11 protein-coding genes are annotated in these 14305 nt (G+C 67.4%); 3 read left to right on the top strand and 8 right to left on the bottom strand.

Features of this window, described 5'->3' with window-relative positions:
- Positions 1–19: 19 nt before the first annotated feature.
- From ACPTTC_RS07905 to ACPTTC_RS07895, 3 genes are read right to left on the bottom strand one after another with little or no spacing between them, the layout of a single operon-like run.
- Positions 20–2596, bottom strand: a complete 2577-nt coding sequence (locus ACPTTC_RS07905; RefSeq protein ID WP_423392107.1) for a TonB-dependent siderophore receptor — start codon at positions 2594–2596, stop codon at positions 20–22.
- A gap of 53 nt (positions 2597–2649) precedes the next feature.
- Entirely contained in the window at positions 2650–3636 is a 987-nt protein-coding gene (locus ACPTTC_RS07900; protein WP_423392106.1) for a FecR domain-containing protein, read from the bottom strand.
- 3 nt (positions 3637–3639) lie between these two features.
- The gene (locus ACPTTC_RS07895; RefSeq protein WP_175953068.1) at positions 3640–4149 is read right to left on the bottom strand and encodes a sigma-70 family RNA polymerase sigma factor; all 510 of its coding nucleotides are present in this window, start codon (positions 4147–4149) and stop codon (positions 3640–3642) included.
- Here ACPTTC_RS07895 and ACPTTC_RS07890 point away from each other — a divergent pair.
- The 3 genes from ACPTTC_RS07890 to ACPTTC_RS07880 all read left to right on the top strand — a co-directional run bounded on the left by ACPTTC_RS07890 (position 4123) and on the right by ACPTTC_RS07880 (position 7521).
- Positions 4123–4452, top strand: coding sequence for a hypothetical protein (locus ACPTTC_RS07890; protein WP_423392105.1), 330 nt, complete (start codon positions 4123–4125; stop codon positions 4450–4452). The genes ACPTTC_RS07895 and ACPTTC_RS07890 overlap by 27 nt on opposite strands.
- 260 nt (positions 4453–4712) lie before the next feature.
- Entirely contained in the window at positions 4713–5873 is a 1161-nt protein-coding gene (locus ACPTTC_RS07885; RefSeq protein ID WP_423392104.1) for a porin, read from the top strand.
- A gap of 412 nt (positions 5874–6285) precedes the next feature.
- Positions 6286–7521, top strand: a complete 1236-nt coding sequence (locus ACPTTC_RS07880) for a transglycosylase SLT domain-containing protein (RefSeq protein WP_423392103.1) — start codon at positions 6286–6288, stop codon at positions 7519–7521.
- Between the two features lie 65 nt (positions 7522–7586).
- Here ACPTTC_RS07880 and ACPTTC_RS07875 read toward each other — a convergent pair whose 3' ends face one another.
- Genes ACPTTC_RS07875 through ACPTTC_RS07855 form a run of 5 tightly spaced genes read right to left on the bottom strand, consistent with a single transcriptional unit; the run spans position 7587 to position 14275 of the window.
- Positions 7587–9710, bottom strand: a complete 2124-nt coding sequence (locus ACPTTC_RS07875) for a phospholipase effector Tle1 domain-containing protein (RefSeq protein ID WP_423392102.1) — start codon at positions 9708–9710, stop codon at positions 7587–7589.
- A gap of 5 nt (positions 9711–9715) precedes the next feature.
- On the bottom strand, positions 9716–10195 hold the full coding sequence (locus ACPTTC_RS07870; protein ID WP_226198019.1) for a hypothetical protein: 480 nt from the start codon (positions 10193–10195) through the stop codon (positions 9716–9718).
- Positions 10192–10578, bottom strand: a complete 387-nt coding sequence (locus ACPTTC_RS07865) for a DUF805 domain-containing protein (RefSeq protein WP_423392101.1) — start codon at positions 10576–10578, stop codon at positions 10192–10194. Before ACPTTC_RS07865 ends, ACPTTC_RS07870 begins: the two co-directional genes overlap by 4 nt.
- Entirely contained in the window at positions 10575–11465 is an 891-nt protein-coding gene (locus ACPTTC_RS07860; RefSeq protein WP_423392100.1) for a DUF4123 domain-containing protein, read from the bottom strand. Before ACPTTC_RS07860 ends, ACPTTC_RS07865 begins: the two co-directional genes overlap by 4 nt.
- A 5-nt stretch (positions 11466–11470) precedes the next feature.
- Entirely contained in the window at positions 11471–14275 is a 2805-nt protein-coding gene (locus ACPTTC_RS07855) for a type VI secretion system Vgr family protein (RefSeq protein ID WP_423392099.1), read from the bottom strand.
- Positions 14276–14305 lie beyond the last annotated feature (30 nt).

The raw sequence follows: 14305 nt of genomic DNA, 5'->3' as shown, positions 1-14305 counted from the left end.
CCGCGCGGCGATTGCGTGGTCAGAACTGCAGCGTGGTGAGCAGCGACACCTGTCGCGCGTCGCCGATCGCGACGAAGTAACGGTTCGCGCTCGACGGGTAGTAGGTACGATTGAAGAGATTCTTCACGTTGAGCTGGAACGACAGCTTCTGCTTGCCGATCCGCGTGTCGTACGTGGCGAACGCGTCGGCGAGCACGTACGAAGGCAGCGTGAAGCTGTTCGCCGAATCGCCGGGCCGCGCGCCGACGTAGCGCACGTCCGCGCCGATGCGCAGGTCGTCGCCGCCCGCCACCGTGCCGAAGTCGTAGACGGCCGCGAGCGACGCCGTGTGACGCGCGACGTTCCACAGCTGGTTGCCCGTGTACAGCGGATCCTCGGTCGTCTTCGCGTCGATGTACGCGTAGCTCGCGATCACGTTCACGCGCTCGCCGAGCTTGCCCGACACGTCGAGCTCGATCCCGCGCGAGCGCGCCCTGCCCGACGTGCGCCAGTCGGTCAGCTTGGTTGCGTCGTTGTACTGCGACACGAGCACGTTCTTCTTGTCGATGTTGAACAACGCGAGCGTGCCCGTCATCCCGCCCGGCAGGTCGAGCTTGCCGCCCACTTCCCACGCGGTCGCTTCCTCGGGCGGCGTCGCGCCGTCGATGATGTAGCCCGTCATCGGCGCGATCGACGACGACGGCTTCAGCGACTGCGAATAGCTGCCGTACAGCGAGAACGTGTCGGTCCACTTGTAGACCACGCCCGCGCGCGGCAGCCATTTCGAGCCGCTGAGATCGGTGTTCGCGACGAACGGCCGCCCCCGCCCCGCGACCTGGTTGTACGTGATGTAGCGCAACCCGCCCGACACGATCCACTTGTCGGTCAGGTGGATCGTGTCCTGTACGAACGCCGACGCATCGTGCAGCGTGTCGGTCTGGTCGCTGTCGCTCGCCGACACCGTGCTCGACGGCGGCAGCAGCCCGTAGACGGGATCGAGATAGCTGAACGGCGTCTTCACGGCCTGCCGCAGCATGTCCTTGCGGTAGATGCGGCGGTATTCGGTATCGAAGCCGACCTGCACGTCGTGTTGCATCCCGCCCAGCATCAGCTTGCCGTTCACGTAGCCGATCCCGTAGCTGTCGGTGCTGAGCGAGCCGTGCGTCGCGTCGTTGCTGCGCGTCATCGTGCCCTTCACCGGATCGACGCCCGTCGTGCGCAACTGGTTCGCGTCGTAGGTCTCGCGGTTGTAGCTGTAGCCGAAATGCGCGCTCCAGTCCGCGTTGAACTGGTGATCGACGCTCAACTGCGCGAGGTGAGATTCGCCGTCCATGTTGTTGAACGGCTCGTCGATGCGCCGCCGCGCGGGAATGTCGAGCGGCGCGTTGGTGCGCGGGTCGAGCGCGGTGCCGCGATCGAACGGCGAATGGAATTTCCGGTACTGGTAGGACACCGCGACCTGCGTATCGCGGCCGTACCACGCGAGCGACGGCGCGACGAAGGTTTGCCGGTATTCGCCGAAGTTGCGCCAGTACTGCTCGTTCGACTGGTCGACGATCAGCCGGTACGCGAGCCGCGAATCGCCGACCGGCCCGGTCGAATCGAAGGTCGCGCTGCCGCCGTTCTTGCCGTGCCCGAACGTCGACGCGCCGAGCGAGATCGCGTTGTAGCGCTTGAGCTGCGGCTGCTTGGTAACGACGTTGACCACGCCGCCCGGGTCCATCAGCCCGTACAGCAGCGACGTCGGCCCCTTCAGCACCTCGACGCTGTCGACCGCCGCGTTGAACGCGCGCCCCTGCACGAGCGGCATCCCGTTCTGCATGACCGAGCCGTCGCGATTGCCGCCGAAGCCGCGCTTCATGATCGTGTCCTGCGTGCCCGCGAGGGTGTTGCCCTGCGTGATGCCGCTGACGTTGCCGAGCGCGTCGTCCAGGTTGCGCGGACGCTGGTCGCGCAACACCTGCGCAGGCACGATGTTGACCGCCTGCGCGGTATCGAGCAGCGGGATCTCGGAACGCAGCACGCCCGCTTCCTTCGGCGCGCGATAGCTTTCGGCGCGCAGCGCGCTCGTGCGCACATTGATCGCGGGCAACTCGGCGCCTGCGGCCGCGCCGGCCGCCACGGGCCGCGCGACCGAACCGTCCGCGCGCTTCAGCGTATAACCGCCGCCCGGCTGTCGCAACGCGACGAGCCCGGTGCCCGCGAGCAGGCGGTCGAGTGCGCCATCGACGTCGAAGCGGCCCTGCACGCCGCCGCTCTTCAGGCCGGCGGTCAGCTCGGCCGGAAACGCGAGCAGGATGCCCGCGTCGCGGCCGAACCGGTTCAGCGCCGCTTCGAGCGACCCGGCCGGAATGTCGAACGCGCGGCGCGCCGCGCGCTGCGCGGCCGGCGCCGCATCGGCGTCGGTGTCGGCCAGCGCGGGCAGCGGCAGCAGCGCCGACACCAGGACGGCGCCGGCCAGCCGGCGCGCGAGGCGACCCGGTGCAGCGGGTGCAGCCGCGCGCGACGCGCGCGGCAGATGTCGGGCAGGCGCCGGACGGCGCCGATACGTGAGACGGATGGAAACCATGATCGGGAAGTCGGTGGACGATGGGCCAGTGCTGCTTTCATTACCCATGTCACGCGACCATCGAGAAACAGCTCAGGTCGGCGAAAAAAATTTTGACGCGCTCACGAACGGGCCGGCACAACCGTCGCCCAGTAGCGCGTCAGGTAGTGAACGTCGATCGGCAGCGTCGCCTTCAGCGTGTCGAGCACGCGCGCGGGATCGTCGAGCGGATAGGTGCCCGACACGCGCAGGTCGGCCACGGCCGCAGCGCAGCGCAGGCTGCCGCGGCGATAGCGGTCGAGTTCGGCGACGAGGTCGGCCAGCCGCATGCGCGACGCGACGAGCATGCCGCTCGTCCACGCGGACGCGTACGCATCGAGCGGCGCCGGCGCATCGATCGTGTCGCGCGTGAAATCCGCGCCCTCTCCGGCCGCGATCACGCGCGCGCCGGCCGACGCATCGTCGGGCCGCACGCGCACGGCACCGGCGAACACCTCGACACGCGTCGCGCCGTCGCGCTGACGCACCGCGAAGCGCGTGCCGAGCGGCCGCAGTTCGCCCTGCGCGGTCGCGACGACGAGCGGCCGCGCAGGCACGCGATCGTCGTGGCCGCTCGTCACCATGACCGTGCCGCGCAGCAGGCGCAAGTGGCGCACCGTATCGTCGAAGCGCACGTCGAGCGCCGTGTCGGTATCGAGGACGACGACCGTGCGATCCGCGAGCGTCACCGTGCGCCGCTCGCCGACCGCCGTGCGCAGGTCCGCCGGCCAGATCGCCGCCCGCCGCGCGGGCTCGGCCATCCATGCGGCACCGCCCGCGAACAGCAGCAGGGCCAGCGTCTTCACGGCCGCACGGCGGCGGCCCGCACGCGGCGGCAGCAGCGCCGCGTGGGCGGCCTGCGGGTCGAGCCCGGCTGCCAGCCCGCCGAACCTGCGCTGCATCGTCTCGATGTGGCGCCATGCCGCGTCGTGCGCGGGATCCTCCGCGCGCCATCGCGCGAGCGCGGCGTCGAACGCTTCGTCGGTACGGCCGGCCTGCCGGTCGACCCACCATTCGACCGCGCGACGCGCAACCTGCGGCGGCACCGCCGGCACTCCCGGGGCGGCCATCGGTCAGGCCGCCATCGCGAAGAAGCACTGCGTGCCGGCCTTCACGAGATAGCGTTTCACCGTCGCCAGCGACACGCCGAGTTCGCGCGCGATCTCGGCCTGCGTGAGCCCGTCGAGCTGCGCGAGCAGGAACGCCCGCTTCGCCGCGAGCGGCAGGCCGTCGAGCAACCGGTCGATCTCGAGCAGCGTCTCGAGCACGACGGCCCGCTCCTCCGGCGACGGCGCATGCGCTTCGGGGCGCAGCGCGAGCGCATCGAGATACGCGCGCTCGATCTGCTCGCGCCGCCAGTGGTTGCTCAGCACGCGCTGCGCGACCGTCGTCAGGAACGCACGCGGCTCGTCGGCGCCGATCGGCTCGTCGCGCGCAAGCAGGCGCATGAACGTGTCGTGCGCGAGATCGGCCGCGCGATGCGCGCACCCGAGCTTCCGGCTCAGCCAGCCGCGCAGCCACGCGTGGTGGCCGGTGTAGAGAGCGTCGATTTCTCGATGAAGAAGCAGCTTGTCAGCGGACATGGCCGGGTTCCGGGGTGCGCACGCGTCAACGATTTTGTAAATGAGAATGATTATTATATACAAGCCTGGCCGGCGACCGGTGTTCCGGTGCGCAATGACCGCTGCCGCTCTTCGACGGGCGACGCACCGATGGCGGTCATGCTCCGGCGCGGCACACGCACGGCGCGCCACGCACGCAGCGACAACGAGACCGGATTGGATGGCCAGGACGTGGCCGTCAAAGGGCACGCGCGCCCGTCGCTAACACATTCATTGCACCCCGGCCAATTCGATTCATTCAATAATTATTTGACAGATCGATAACAATGTTCCGACCATCTCAATTCCTCCCTGAATTGCGCGAAATTATCGCGACATATGCAAGCCGCAATGGCGAAATCGCGAAATAGCAATCAATTGATACGCGATTTTCAACAATTCAAATCCCCCGATCGTCGAGAACGAAGGACATTCCTGTCTGCGTCAGGCCACAAAAGAGAATTTCATTTTTGCCGTTTTCATCGGGCTCGGTAGTCTCCTGCCATTCCGGATCACGAGCACAAGCCAATGCGCAAGGAGATGAAATGAAACGCACGACCCTCTCTCTGGTTTCCATCGCGTCATTCGCGGCAATACCCGTCGCACATGCGCAGTCGAGCGTCACGCTGTATGGCGTGATCGACACGTCGATCACCTACGTGAACCATGCGCAGGGCAAGGACAACGCATGGATGCTCGGCAACAGCAGCGCGGGCAACCTGGCCGGCAGCCGCTGGGGCGTGAAAGGCAGCGAGGATCTCGGCGGCGGGCTGAAGGCACTGTTCCAGCTCGAGAACGGCTTCGACCCGAGCAACGGCCGGCTCGGCCAGGGCGGCCGCATGTTCGGCCGGCAGGCGTTCGTCGGCCTGACGAGCGACCGCTACGGTACGCTCACGTTCGGCCGCCAGTACGATCCGCTCGTCGATCTCGTGCAGGGCATCACCGCCGACAACTATCTGGGCAGCGTGTTCGCGACGCCGGGCGACGTCGACAACTACGACAACAGCTTCCGCGTCGACAACGCGGTGAAGTACACGTCGGCCGTCTATGCGGGCCTGCAGTTCTCGGCGATGTATTCGTTCGGCGGCATCGCCGGGAGCACCGGCGCCGCGAATTCGTATTCGGCCGCCGTGTCGTACAACAACGGGCCGTTCAGCGTCGCGGGCGGCTACTTCCACGCGACCAACAGCCCTGCGTCGAGCAGCCTGCGCAGCGGCTGGACCAGCACGTCGGACGGCACGTTCGACGGCCCGATCAACAGCGGCTATGCGAGCGCGCATTCGATCGGCATCGCGCGCATCGCGGGCCAGTACGTCGCCGGCCCGTTCACGTTCGGCCTCGGCTACAGCAACGCGCAGTACCGCCGCGACGGAAGCTCGGTGTTCGGCTCGAACGAGCACTACAACACGGGGCAAGGCTTCGTGAACTATCAGGCGACCAACGCGCTGCTGGTCGGCGTCGGCTACAGCTATACGCGCTCGGGCGGCGACACGTCGGCCACCTATCACCAGGTATCGGCCGGCGCGGACTACACCCTGTCGAAGCGCACCGACGTCTATTTGAGCGCCGCGTACCAGCACGCCAGCGGCCGGACCGGCGACGGCAACGGCGGCTCGATGGCCGCGCAGGCCTCGATCGGGTCGTACGGTTATGCGGGCACGAGCTCGCAGACGATGGTCAACCTCGGCCTGCGTCACCGCTTCTGATGCAAAACAACGGCCGGCTGCGCGTCGCGCGGCCGGTCGAATCCGCATTGGCCGACACGGCGGCATCGGCTGCCGTTGATTCCGGATCGCCTTGTCATCGCCCTTTTCAGCCCGGCTATCGACTGCCGCGCGATTACCATCCAGTTTGATTCAGCACCGAATTCCCCAAGCCAATGACGCAATGCGTCAGTATTCCGGCGCCGTCACTGCCCCGGTATTCACGCGATAATCCGGCCATTTTTACCGATAATGCTTCGCCGCCCCCGCGATTGGACGCGATGGAAATGCGTGGCGAACGCATGGGCAAATGCAAAGGAAAGTTTGACGCGAGCCATTTGCCTGCTCGCTATGGCACACTTCGCGTCTGCGTAATTTCCTTGCACCGGGCGGTCGGATTCCGCCCCATCCTGCCATGCCGCGTCAGACAACCCGTTCGATCAGCCGAGAAACGCTGAAAATCGCCTCGACGATCGCGATGTCGTGCGCGCTGCACGGTGTCGCCCGGGCCGATTGCCTCGACGACGCGGCCGCGTTCCAGCACGTGAGTGTCAGCCTGATGCGCGGCATCGCGCAGGTCGAGTCGGGCATGAATCCGAACGCCGTCAACACCAATACGAACGGCACGGTCGACATCGGCCTGATGCAGATCAACAGCACCTGGCTGCCGACGCTCGCGCGCGAAGGCATCACGCGGGAAAGCCTGTTCGATGCTTGCACGAACGCGTATGTCGGCGCGTGGATCCTATCGCAGAACATTCGCCAGCTCGGCGCCAACTGGAACGCGATCGGCGCGTACAACTCCGCATCGCCCGACAAGCGCCTCGCGTATGCACGCAAGGTCTATGATGCAATCCGGACCATGCCGGATTCGCCGGATACTCCCATGCCTATCCTTCCACCGTCCTTTACGCCGCCGCAACAGGCCCAGGCGTACAACCCGTTCGCGAGCCTGAGCGTGTCCGCACCGCAGCAGGTCACGCGTCCGCGCACGATCTCGTCGGCCCCGCCGCCCCCGCCGCCGCAGGGCGGCCCCGCCGGTCCGGCCGGCTCGTATAACTTCGGATGGACGGTCACGGGCGCCGACCAGGCGAAGCCGACCCAGGTCTTCGACGATGGCGCGCGGGTGTACGTGCAGTTCAGCGACATGAAACACGTGCCGGCGATCTTCACCGAGACGTCGTCCGGACGCGTGCTGATGTCGTGGGAGCTGCAGTTTCCGTATGCCGTCCTGACGCGTCCGGCGCAAACGTTAATCTTCCAGCTCGGGCCGTTCGAGGCGCGCGCGCAGCGGGGGACGGCGGGGATGACCGCTCAGGGCGGGACGGGAACGGGAACGCAGCGCTCGGGCGCGCCCGCGCCGACGGCTACCGCGGCGCCCGCAGCGAAACAACCGGCCGCGAATGCATCGACCAAGCGCACGGCGTCGACCGACGCACTCTGGTATCTGGACACGCCGTCGACGTCGGGTTCGGCATCGACCGCGAGCACGGCGAATACCCCGCCCGCGTCGAGTCCGTCGAACCCGCCGGCCACGTGGCCCACCGCGGTCACGTCGAACACGCCGCCGCCCGCGACGCCTCAGGCGCCCGCCGCGGCCAAGCCGGCCACGCGCGTCAGCACCGACGCACTCTGGTATATCTCGAAATAGCGCGCGGGCAGGCTGCGCGCGGTCGGCCGGCGCGAGCCGGGCTATCGGGCTATCGGGCTATCGGGCTATCGGGCGACGGTCGTGCCGGACGGTGCCGAGACGGTCGATACCAGCGAGTGGTACACGTCCGCGACGCGGTCCAGGAACGATTTGTCGGGCGCGGTCGCGATTTTCTGCATTGCCCGCGTATTCATGTAGTTCTTGATCGACACGAGGTGGCTCCACACCGACTCGATGTCGCTCTCGGCCATGCTGTCGTGCACGTGCTTCACGAATAGCGGATACATCGCCTCGACTTGCGGCAGGCGCTCGCCCGGATTGTTCCAAAGCCAGAACAGCGCCTGCGCCTGCGGATCGGTGTTGAAAATCGACGGCGGCAACTCGCCGTCGAGCTGCTTCATCGCCTGCTTGCGATCGAACCCATATCCCGGGCGTGTGCCGTGCTGCTTCTGGTAATCGATCTCGCGCACCAGCTTCTCGTAACGCCCGTATGCCAGCGGATTGGCCGCGCCGCCGAGCCAGCCGGGCTTGCGCTGCGCCGCGGCCGTGCGATTCTCGGCCTGGTCGTACCACATGCGCAGCCACTGGACATACACGACCATGTGGCCCTTCAGCTCGCCCTGGATGTCCTTCGGCAGATCGGTCACGACGACCGGGCGCGGCGGCGCCGGATCGGGCACGCGGCACCCGTCCGTCATGTCGGGCACGGGCTTCGGGTTGAGGAAGTCCAGCGGCTCGATCGACGGCTTGAGCGCCGCCGACGGATAGCCGATGCCGGTGCCCAGCGGCATCAGCGGCGGAATTTCGCGCGTCGTCGCCACGAGCTTCTTGACCGCCATCCGGTAGTCGAGCTGGAAATTCTGGATCTCCGGCGGCGCGACGATCTGCTGATACAGCGCACCGTCCTCGTTCGCCAGCGCGCTCAGGCTCGGCATCGGAATGCCCGCGCCATATGCGCGGTGGTACATCATCTCGAGCGGCACGCGCGCCAGCTTGTCGGAAATGCCGTCCTCGCCTTCGATCGCACCGCCGCCCACGTCCACCTGCGCGCCGGGAAACAGGCGCTCCTGGCGCCGGCCGCGCATGTCGGACGGGTCGACACCGAGCATGGTCAGCGGCTTGTACACGCGCAGTTCGTGGGCGGCCGCGTAGTGCACGCATTTCTCGATGTCCGGCGACAGGATCAGATCCGACGACACCGCGTTGCTCAGCGGGATGTAGCCCGTCAGCAGGTTGTCGTCGAAGCGGTTCGTCACGCAATCGAACAGTCCCATGAACTTGATCTTGACCGGAACGCCGTCGTATTGGCCGCCCTTGGCCACCTCGTCGAGCAATTGCTTGGCAAAGGCGAGCGCAAGGCCGCCGCCCATGTCGTAGCCGAAGATCGCGACATGGATCTTGTTCACCGTGCCGGCTTGCTTCGCGCCGGCCACCGCCGCCTTGAAATCCCCTTCCGCTGCCTTCAGGCGCGTATCCACGCCCGTATTGAACAGCGCGGCGCCCAGCTTCGTATCGCGCGTGAGCTGGAACGACTCGGCCAATGCGCCCAGCGATTCCTTGCCGACCTCCTTCAGCACGGTCTTCGGAATCCGGTACGGATACTTGACGACATCGCGCCAGAAACCTTTCCATTCGTGCCGCAGATGGCGCAGCGCACGATTCTTTTCCGACCCGGGCCGCTCGATCGCGCGTTCGATTCGCTTGCGCGCGTCACCCAAGCCGTCTTTCGCCTTCCCGACCAGCGTATCGAACGTGTCGCTCACGCGATTTCCGAACGTAGGATGCCTGATCTTTCCGCTCCGCTTCCACGCGTCCTCGGTGGCCTTCTGCGCCTTTTCCTTCGCCTTGTCGACGGTCTGCTCCTTGAGCTTGTCGCCGGCCTTCTCGCCGAGCGTATCCGTCGCCTTGTCCTTCAGGACCTCGCTCAGCACACCGGTCTCGGGATCGAAATCCGCGCCGAGCCCCGGATAGTAGAAGCGTCGCATGTTCTTGTTCTTCTTGTCGTACGCGGCGTTGAACAGTTTCAGGATGTTGGTTCGCGGGCCGTCCTTCTCGCCGAAGCTGAAGCCGTCGAAATAGAAGCTGACCCACAGCATGTGTTCGCATGCGGGACACATCTGTTCGGCCTCCGCCTTGACGCGGTCCGTCTCCGCGGAGACGGCGTCCTTTTTCAGGTTGATGTCGGCCATGGGGCTCACTTCTCCTGCGTCGGCTTGAGTTCGGGCGCGTTCATGTCGTCGACCCACTGCAGCTCGGCGGTGCCGTTCTTGCGGAAATACACACGCAGATAGCGCGACGTCGGCGATTCCGGCTGAGGAATGGTCACGTCGATCGTCTTGCGTTCGGGCTGGATGCCGCGCTGAATGTCGTCCAGCGGCTGCGCGAATTCCCAGAACAGTTTCACCGTCTGTCCCGGCGTCACCTTGCAGCCGCAGGCGAAGCCGCCGCCGCCGCCGAATGCCTCGCCGTCCTCGCGCGCCGACGGATTGCCGAAGCATCCGGACTTGTGCTCGTTGTCGAGCCAGAATTCGTGAAGCTTGCGGCCGTACTCGTTGTATCCGGTGACACACACGTCATGCGGCTGCGCTGATACGTCGACACCGTGCTTGCTGCATGCGGCGAGCACACCGAGCCCGACCAGCGCCAAAACGTGCATCCCTGCCCTGAATTTCATCGATACCCTCGCAAACTTGCGTCGTTGTTGCGTTCACCGCGCAACGGCGGATCGAACCGGTTATGTGCGTCGTCACCGCGGACGAACCCGTTCATCGCGATCGCGACGAACGCGCCGACGACGGGAACCGCATGGACGAGCGTCCACCATCCTGACTTGCCGATGTCGTGCCAGCGCCGTACCGACACCGCGACGAGCAGCCAGATCATCACGATCGCGAATGCCCATCCGGCCAGATCCACGAATGTCTGCGCCCGCTGCGCGGCGGGCAGATCGGCGAGCGCATCGAGCACGGAGCCGGCGAGCAGCAAAGGCACGGTGACGCTCCACCATTGCATGCGCCCAGCCCGGCCACGCAATGAAAACAAAGCAGCCACGCTCATCGCTGCGCCTCCGGCTCCGTCTCGGCATTCGCGGCATCGCCCAGCTCGATCAGGCGATCGAGCAATGCATCGCACAGCGCGTCGTGATCGTGCCGATGGGCGGCGATGCATTCGGCAACGCTCGCATCGTCGAGCTGCACGTGGCCGACCATCGCCAGCGTCGCGCCGATCCGGTACGCGAGCCGCTCGTCACCCGGCTCCTGCGCGTCCAGCACGTCGAACAGGCGACGCATCCGCGCATAGGTGTCGAACGGATCCGCGTCGACGGGGATCCGGCCGTTGCGTCGCAATTCGGCGAGCACGGCGTCCGGCCGGCTGTCGCGCCGCAACGCGTCGAGCTCGCGGACATCCACACGCGGGTAGAAGAGCCGTTCGTGCCGACGCGGATGCCGCACCGACCCGACGGTGCCATCGCGACGCACCCAGGTCCACGACACGCACGGCGACAGCAGCGCCTGATAGCGGGACTCGGACAGTGCGCCTGCCAGCGCCTGGAACACCGCCGCGTCGTAGAACCGCAGCAGCCCGTCGCGATCGTCGGGTAGCGTCACGCGCGTCCTCACGGCGAGTTTCGGCGCGAGTTCCTCGAGCGGATACACGCTGACCAGCGACAGAAACGCGAATGGCCGCCGCGCGATCTGCCGTTCGAGCAACGCCGGCACGTGCGGCGCACGGTAATCGCACACCAGTGCACAGACCTCCGGATGGCTCGCCTCCGGCTGGCCCGCGAGCACGTTGTGAACCTGCCCTTGCGCGATCAACTCGCGCCAGGGCGCCGCGTTGACCGGCAGTTGCGACCCATCGGCCAGTAGATAGCGATGAGCATCCGGAAACGCCGCTTGCTCGGCGGCTGCCGTCGTTTCCCATGCCTGGAGCAGCGTAGGCATCGTCGTCACCCGCGCGTGGCGATCGCTTCGTGGCGATGCGCGAGATCCCGCATGCATTCGACACATGCGGGCTTGTTCATCGGCGGCAGCTGCACGTTCGCGGATCGCGGGCCGGTCAGCGTGTGCTGGGCCGCGTGGAACGTCGCCTTGCCGGGCGCGCCGATCACGATGTCGTTGCCTTCCATCTTCAGGAACGCGTTGGCGGCCGTGAGCAACAGCCGCTTCGGCGACTGCAGCGCGACACTCGCCTGCGCGCTCGATACCGTCACCGCACGTTGCGCACGGGCGTCGAGCGTCCCGGCGTTCTGCGCCTGCACGGCGACTGCTCCCGTCGCAGCATGAAGCGCGATCCCGACAGCCGACACGGGGCGGCTGCCGCCCGGGTTGCCGTGCGTGTACAGCGCGATACCTTCCTTTGAAACGATGCTGGACTTGCCCTGGACCGTGACCTGCACGTCGCGTCCGGCACTCAGCACGGTTTGCGTACCCGACGTCCACACGTGGCTTTGGGCGGTCAGCGCGACGACGCCGGCCGCGCCGTGCGCGACGAGATGCGGATGCTGCCACGCGAGCGCGGTGCCGCCGCCGGCACCGCCCGCGCCGCTGCCTTCGCGTGTCGCGCCGATCGATGCCTGGCTTTGCTGCAGCCCCTCGATCGCCGCGGGCTGCTGGGTCGTGCCGCCTGCAGTCGCGGCACCGGGCTGCGCCGGGCTCGCGCCCGGCTCCGCGCCCTGCTTGCGCGCGAAGTTCGCGAGCCCCTGCAGCATCTCGCGTTGCTGCGCGAGCACCTGGCTCGCCGCGCTCGCGTCCATCTGGTTGACGCCCGGCGCGGTGCTGATCAGCAAGCCGGCCCCGGCGCGCAGCGCACCGGCCGCCTGCGTCGACAGTTCCGCGCCGTAGCCGCGATCGGCCAGACGCCGGTTGTCCTGCACCTGCTTGATGTGCCCGAGCGTCAGGCCGCTGCCGTGATCGGTCGTATAAAGGCGCGCACTCGACTGGCCGGCCGTATCGTCAAGCATGAATTGCCGCGATCCGCCCGCGCCGGTCTGGCTCGCGCCCAGGTCCTGCGTCTTGAAGCCGGTCAGCACGGCCACGTGGTCGTTGCCGGCGAACCACGCCGCCGCATTGGCCGTGCTGCCGCTCGGGCCGCCCGCCAGCGCATTGTGCTGCGCGTTGGCGTTGCCCTGCCCGTTGTACAGCGCGGCGACCGCGACCGGCCGGTCGGGCTGGCCTTCCAGCCATTCGGTCCAGACTTCCTGACCGACGCGCGGCACGTTCACCCCGCCCCAGTTGTCGCCGCCGACCGGGGTCACCATGCGCGTCCAGGTGCCCGCACCGTGATCGGCCGGCGCATTCGCCGCGCGCGGATGTTCCTCCCGACTCGCGGAACGCGGCCCGCGCTGCGCATGATGCTGGATCCGGATCCGGTGATCGCGTTCGGTGTGAATCGGATCGCCCGCTCCCACCACGATGCTCGTCTGGGCGCCCGGCATCACCGCGACCGGATGCACGCGCGCACCGTGCCCGTTCGGCGTCAACGGACGGTAGGGCTGGTCGAACGGCAGCGCCGTGAAGCGGTTCCGGTACACCACGTCGCCGTCCACGAGCGCACCGCCGGCATGCGTCGCGGCGTCGAATGCCGCGTGCAGCGCCTGCGCGCCGCCGCCCTCGCCGGGCGCCACATCGAGCATCGGCGGAATCGCGCCCAGCCGTTGCGCGATCGCACCATGCACGTCGGCGCCCACGTTCGCACGCGCGTCGTGCTCGACGCGCAGGCACACGAACGAGCGCGACGGGTCGAGCGACGGATGCTGCGACATCGCGAAGTGCAGCCCCGGCCGCAGATCGCGCCGCGTGCCGATGCCTTCGGCCTGCAGCGCCGCCACACGCTGCGCATCGAGTTGCTGCTGGGCACGCTGGTCGCCGATCGCGGCAGTCTGGAACGCGTAGGGACCCGCGACATCGCGATCCTCGCCCGGTGCGACCGCGCCGCTCGCGAGCGCGCCGACCGGACGGGTCGACAGGCTTCGATGATCCCAGCTGGCGCGCGCGACGCTGCCGATGCGCCAGCGGCGCGCGTTCATGAATTGCCGGATACCGCCGCGCGGGTCGCCATCGCTCGTCTGATGGAAACCGACGACCTCGGGTTCAGCCGGCACGAAACGCTGGTTCGTATCGGCGAGGACGAGCGTGTGCTTGCCGAGGTCCGTCGACTGCGCATCGCCTTCGTGTTCAAACCAGTAGAAGATGCCCTCTTCCGCCCACAGTCGCTCGAGAAACGCGAAATCCGATTCTCCGGCCTGCGCGGTCAGGCTGCGGTTCGCATATCTCGCCGGATCGGCGAGCGCCCAGCGCCATGCCGGCGCGATCGCGCCACGCGCGTAGTGCGCGAAGATCTGCTCGCTGATCTCGATCACGCTCGCGTTCACGAAGTTGTAGCTGTCGACGCGCTGCTGCAGCAGCGCGAGCCACGGTTCGACGACGAGCCGCACGCGAGCGAGGCCACCGTTGTAGCCGACGAGTTCCGCAGCCATCACATGGCCGTGGAACGGGCGCCGTGCGTCGTGCCCGTCCGCGACCTGCCATTCGACGAGGATCGGCGCACCGATCAGCTTGTCTAGCGGCACGTCAGGACGCTCGGTCAGCGCGGTGACCTGGAACCGGAAGCCGCCGCGATCGAGCGACTCCCATCCGTGCAGGCTCTCGGCGACAAGCTTGTCCGCGCCAAGCGGCGTGGTCAGCCATAGAAACCGGTCGTGCTGCGACCAGCCGCGGAAGAACGTCTGGATGAGGTCGGATTGGGTCGACATGGTGGGTAGGTTCGGGGTTCGCGGGGGGCG

This window comes from Burkholderia mycopellens (assembly GCF_964265025.1).
Lineage (GTDB): Bacteria > Pseudomonadota > Gammaproteobacteria > Burkholderiales > Burkholderiaceae > Burkholderia.
This window is presented reverse-complemented; position numbering and strand designations above follow the sequence as displayed.

What these genes read in the sequence shown, in the direction of transcription:
- ACPTTC_RS07905 (WP_423392107.1), bottom strand. Translation starts at nt 2,596, where the DNA reads ATGGGTAATGAAAGCAGCACTGGCCCATCGTCCACCGACTTCCCGATC.
- ACPTTC_RS07900 (WP_423392106.1), bottom strand. Translation starts at nt 3,636, where the DNA reads ATGGCCGCCCCGGGAGTGCCGGCGGTGCCGCCGCAGGTTGCGCGTCGC.
- ACPTTC_RS07890 (WP_423392105.1), top strand. Translation starts at nt 4,123, where the DNA reads ATGAAGAAGCAGCTTGTCAGCGGACATGGCCGGGTTCCGGGGTGCGCA.
- ACPTTC_RS07895 (WP_175953068.1), bottom strand. Translation starts at nt 4,149, where the DNA reads ATGTCCGCTGACAAGCTGCTTCTTCATCGAGAAATCGACGCTCTCTAC.
- ACPTTC_RS07885 (WP_423392104.1), top strand. Translation starts at nt 4,713, where the DNA reads ATGAAACGCACGACCCTCTCTCTGGTTTCCATCGCGTCATTCGCGGCA.
- ACPTTC_RS07880 (WP_423392103.1), top strand. Translation starts at nt 6,286, where the DNA reads ATGCCGCGTCAGACAACCCGTTCGATCAGCCGAGAAACGCTGAAAATC.
- ACPTTC_RS07875 (WP_423392102.1), bottom strand. Translation starts at nt 9,710, where the DNA reads ATGGCCGACATCAACCTGAAAAAGGACGCCGTCTCCGCGGAGACGGAC.
- ACPTTC_RS07870 (WP_226198019.1), bottom strand. Translation starts at nt 10,195, where the DNA reads ATGAAATTCAGGGCAGGGATGCACGTTTTGGCGCTGGTCGGGCTCGGT.
- ACPTTC_RS07865 (WP_423392101.1), bottom strand. Translation starts at nt 10,578, where the DNA reads ATGAGCGTGGCTGCTTTGTTTTCATTGCGTGGCCGGGCTGGGCGCATG.
- ACPTTC_RS07860 (WP_423392100.1), bottom strand. Translation starts at nt 11,465, where the DNA reads ATGCCTACGCTGCTCCAGGCATGGGAAACGACGGCAGCCGCCGAGCAA.
- ACPTTC_RS07855 (WP_423392099.1), bottom strand. Translation starts at nt 14,275, where the DNA reads ATGTCGACCCAATCCGACCTCATCCAGACGTTCTTCCGCGGCTGGTCG.